5 protein-coding genes and 2 pseudogenes are annotated in these 3909 nt (G+C 45.0%); 4 read left to right on the top strand and 3 right to left on the bottom strand.

Features of this window, described 5'->3' with window-relative positions; translation table 11 throughout:
- Positions 1–186: 186 nt before the first annotated feature.
- Positions 187–1071, top strand: coding sequence for an AraC family transcriptional regulator (locus tag RMY63_RS41275; protein WP_322734204.1), 885 nt, complete (start codon positions 187–189; stop codon positions 1069–1071).
- Positions 1072–1164: 93 nt separating this feature from the next.
- Here the strand turns inward: RMY63_RS41275 and RMY63_RS41270 are convergent.
- Positions 1165–1503 (bottom strand): annotated as a pseudogene (locus RMY63_RS41270) (IS4 family transposase); the annotation flags it as partial.
- A gap of 19 nt (positions 1504–1522) precedes the next feature.
- Between RMY63_RS41270 and RMY63_RS41265 the strand changes: the two are divergent.
- A pseudogene (locus tag RMY63_RS41265) lies at positions 1523–1751 on the top strand (transposase family protein); the annotation flags it as partial.
- Positions 1752–1808: 57 nt separating this feature from the next.
- Here RMY63_RS41265 and RMY63_RS41260 read toward each other — a convergent pair.
- On the bottom strand, positions 1809–2201 hold the full coding sequence (locus RMY63_RS41260) for a cupin domain-containing protein (protein ID WP_322734205.1): 393 nt from the start codon (positions 2199–2201) through the stop codon (positions 1809–1811).
- Positions 2202–2276: 75 nt separating this feature from the next.
- Positions 2277–2972, bottom strand: a complete 696-nt coding sequence (locus RMY63_RS41255; protein ID WP_322734203.1) for an SDR family oxidoreductase — start codon at positions 2970–2972, stop codon at positions 2277–2279.
- Positions 2973–3499: 527 nt separating this feature from the next.
- On the opposite strand from RMY63_RS41255, the gene RMY63_RS41250 reads away from it, so the two are divergent.
- Complete coding sequence (locus tag RMY63_RS41250) at positions 3500–3775, top strand: hypothetical protein (protein ID WP_322734202.1); 276 nt, start codon at positions 3500–3502, stop codon at positions 3773–3775.
- Positions 3732–3884, top strand: coding sequence for a transposase family protein (locus RMY63_RS41245; protein WP_322734201.1), 153 nt, complete (start codon positions 3732–3734; stop codon positions 3882–3884). The genes RMY63_RS41250 and RMY63_RS41245 overlap by 44 nt, the downstream gene beginning before the upstream one ends.
- Positions 3885–3909 lie beyond the last annotated feature (25 nt).

The raw sequence follows: 3909 nt of genomic DNA, 5'->3' as shown, positions 1-3909 counted from the left end.
TGCTGGTAAAGCATTATAATCTATTTTCGCCTTTTGTTTTGTTTAAGTCCCGTTAGGCAATCATCTGCAAAGTCTGTGTATTCATGCAGCAGAGGATTAAGTCTAAGATGAACTCATGTTAGAGGCTAAGAAGATAAGAAAGCGTTTATTTTTCAAGCTGTAAATGAGTAGGTGAAGGCAAGTCCTATGACAAGCAATCTTCTTAGATCGCTCGAACTCAGCCAAAGGTTGAATAGAACTATAGTGTCGTCGAGTCGGCAGATGGGCTGGAATGGCATCTTGGTTGAGCAGCATCACTTTTCTCTAATTCAGGGCGAAAAAGAAGTTCCTGCTTTATCCGATCATTGGCTGATCTTACCTCTGGGGCATCCTATTTCTCTGAGCCAGAAATCTGACGATCGCTGGCATGAATCAATCTTCCGAAAAGGGGATAGTCTCTTGGTTCCGGCTGGAGAGCCAATCTACTGGCGTTGTCTAGGAAGTAAGCCACAAACAGACCTCAATATTCACTTACAGCCGAATCTGGTCAGGCAAGTTGCCCAAGCGTCTGAAATCGATACAGCGCGGCTCAACCTCATGAACCATCTGGGTCAACAGGACTTAAATCTTCAGCATATTGCCATGCTGCTTTTAACTGAGGTGCGATCGGGTGGCATGATCGGGCGATTGTATGTCGAATCACTGACGAATGTGTTAGTCGTTCATCTGTTGCGACATTATGCTAAGTCGGCACACATCATCACACCTGAAAACAGAAGTTTAACTCACGCCCAGTTGCAGCAAGCGATCGATTATATTCACACTTACCTGAATCGAGATTTGTCACTGGCTGAGCTGGCAAGCGTCATCAATATTAGCCCAACTTACTTTGCCAGTTTGTTCAAACAAGCAATGGGAATTTCACCACATCAGTATGTGATTCAACAGCGAGTGAAACAGGCGAAATTGATGCTGAAGAAAACAGATTTAGCGATCGCAGATATCGCTTTACAAGTCGGTTTCTCTAGTCAAAGCCATCTGACCCAACAGTTTAAGCGAATCACTGGAATGACTCCAAGGCAGGTTCGCTAAGTTCATAAGAATCTAATAAAGTGTCGTAAGAATCTGAAAGAAGTCAAGCATCGGAACTCAATACACTTTATATAGATCAATACCTCTGCCAATTTACGAGGGTTCAACGCCTGTAGAAACGGGATGAATACGACCTAAAGAAGTAAGCTTGGCAAAAATCTGAGTTAATAAAATAGGCTCAGGCATTTCCGGAAGCATTTTTAAGATTTCACGGACATATCGAAAACCACGATAGTGAGCTTTAAGATCAATAATGCCGGAGTCAGGATTAAGGAGACGAAAATCAGATAGAAGATGATGGGATAAGTTGACCATAAAGAATGCTAGATTCGCAGCATTAGTCACCGCAGTTTGATTGAGGTTCATAAAGTCTTCCAATCCCCAAAATTGCTTGGCATCACGGAAGTTAAACTCGATTTGAAAGCGGAGTTTACATTGCAATAGTCGGATTCCCAAGAAAAAACCCAGAGGAAGTAAGTTAACTTCTGAAGATAAAAAGAGTAATCAAGAATTAGCTAAAATCAGAGTTTTAGGTGAGCATGTACATCGGAAACTGAAGATATTTAAAATTTTGTCCCTTACTTATAGAAATCGCCCTTAAAAGATTTAGTTTGAGGTTTAATCTGATTGCTACTCTCTACAATTACGAGCTTCATCTCCCCCAAACCGAATTTGCCTGATCGACTTTTGCAAGAGGTCTATTGAAGGTTTCTCCTTTAGTGTCTGCAATGGATTTACTACATTTTTGTAGCAGCAAAGGGCAAGGTTCCGGGCGGCCCCAAAATCTCGTCGCCGATCTCGGCAGAAATGCGATCAAACAGCACCATGTTTGGTGTTTCTGCCTTATCCTGCGTCCCCGTTGCGGCAATCAACCGAGCAAAAGCACTGGGCGCAGCAATCACCAATCCACAAGCGGGTTGATCTCCGATCGCAGCAACAACGTGGGGTGTGCCAACCGGAATCAGGAAGCTTTCACCTGTAGTTAGCACGACCTTTTGCTCACCTGCCCAGATCGTGAACTCTCCTTCCAGCACGTATAGCTGCTCCCAATAGCGAGTGTGGCGATGAAGAGGAGTCTGTGTGCCAGGTGGAAAGTAACCTTCGATGAGATCGTACTGTCCTCCGGTCATGGTGTGATCGGCAAGGATGGTGAGGCAAGACCCAAAAAGCCAGAAAGATTGCATCATGAAATTGCTCCTGTTGAGTTAATACAGATTTACCGCATTTATCGATAGCATTGGGGGATTGAAAACCGTCTGCTGGACGTTAGATGTCACCTTTGCCGAAGATGCCTGCCGGGTTCGCTCACGCCATGCCCACAGAATCTGGACCTCCTGCGGCGGATTGCCCTGAATGCCCTCAACCAAGAACAGTCTTTTCGCCAGAGCGGTCTTCGAGGACTGGAAGAGGCTGTATCCAGCAGAGGCCATAACCGAAGCGATGCCGCTGACATTGATCACGACACTGTGGCCCCGCTCGGCCATCGGCGGAACGAGGGTGGCGACCAGGGCGATCAGTGCTCGCACGTGGACGTTGAAAGACCAGTCGAATTGGTCGTTCGTCACTTCGTCCGTCGGCGAGGGAGCTCCCCCGCCTGCATTGTTAATGAGGACATCGATGATGCCGTCCGCCACCTCCAGGCTGCGGGCAGCCAGATCCCACCCGGCGGTTGGGTCGGCGAGGTCGGCAAGCAGGTGCTCCGCTCGCCCACCCAGCCGTCGTATTTCATCGACCACTTCTGCCGCGCGATGGGCATCACGACCGTGGACGATCACCGAGTAGCCTGTGCGCGCAAGGGCAGTTGCCGTCTGGCATCCGATCCCGCTCGTCGAGCCCGTCACCAGCACCCAGCCTTTTGAGTTCGATCCCGCCGTATTGGATTCCCTGTTCTGTTCCGTCATGTCCATTCCTTTCCTTTTGCCTTGTTAGAAGGATAATTGTAAGAGCCTGCAATTATAAATGCCTCGACCTGCAATCATCGTTGTTTTCAGCCAGGATTATTTGCAACTCTAATTACGCTTCAGCCAGGATTAACTGCAACTGAGCCAGGATTATTTGCAACCAGCCTGCAATCATCCGTTTCGACCAGGATTATTTGCAAATAAGCTCAAAAGTTTACTACGGTTGAGTCTTCACTCCTTGACAAGGGCTGGTCAAAAAACTCATGTCAGAATTTGATAAATTAACTTTGAATTCTTTACCGAGTTTTTTTACTGGAAAACCAACGGGTTAATGTTCTCTAAGCTTTATGAGTAAAGCAGTTAAGAAAACCTCCGTTTTTTTGACTTTTATAGTTGCAGATAATCCTGGCTCAAACCGATGATTGCAGGTTAGTTGCATTTAATTTTGGCTCAGTTGCATTAGATATCTCCAAAATAGTAATATTATGTGGTAAAAGAAGATGAGGATAAGTTTTTGACACAAAAATATGAGCAACATACTGAATCACATTGAGGAAAATCCTAAAGAAACAAAGCGGTTAATTGGTTTGGAGTATGAACAGTTAGAACAGTTAATCCAAAATGCGGAAACATTACACCAGGAAAAACAAGCTTTGTTAGAATCCAAGAAAATTAGAATAATTGCTGGTGGTGGAGGTCGTAAACCAAAACTATCTATTCCCCGAACAAATAATTTTAACATTGGTCTATCTGAGGCATATGACAACCTTTCAGCTTTTGGGCATCCAGTTTGGTGTGAGTGAATCCACAGCAAATGATACATTTAATTATTGGTTGCCCTTGCTTCGAGAGCTGTTACCATCCAGTTTAATTGAACAAGTAAAAAAAACTCTTCAGACTATGAAGTATTAAAAGAAATTCTCACGGACTATGAACT

Origin of the sequence: Nostoc sp. ChiQUE01b (genome assembly GCF_034531255.1) — a bacterium.
Lineage (GTDB): Bacteria > Cyanobacteriota > Cyanobacteriia > Cyanobacteriales > Nostocaceae > Nostoc.
This window is presented reverse-complemented; position numbering and strand designations above follow the sequence as displayed.

Coding starts and splice junctions, on each gene's coding strand:
- RMY63_RS41250 (WP_322734202.1), top strand. CDS start 3,500: ATGAGCAACATACTGAATCACATTGAGGAAAATCCTAAAGAAACAAAG.
- RMY63_RS41255 (WP_322734203.1), bottom strand. CDS start 2,972: ATGACGGAACAGAACAGGGAATCCAATACGGCGGGATCGAACTCAAAA.
- RMY63_RS41275 (WP_322734204.1), top strand. CDS start 187: ATGACAAGCAATCTTCTTAGATCGCTCGAACTCAGCCAAAGGTTGAAT.
- RMY63_RS41245 (WP_322734201.1), top strand. CDS start 3,732: ATGACAACCTTTCAGCTTTTGGGCATCCAGTTTGGTGTGAGTGAATCC.
- RMY63_RS41260 (WP_322734205.1), bottom strand. CDS start 2,201: ATGACCGGAGGACAGTACGATCTCATCGAAGGTTACTTTCCACCTGGC.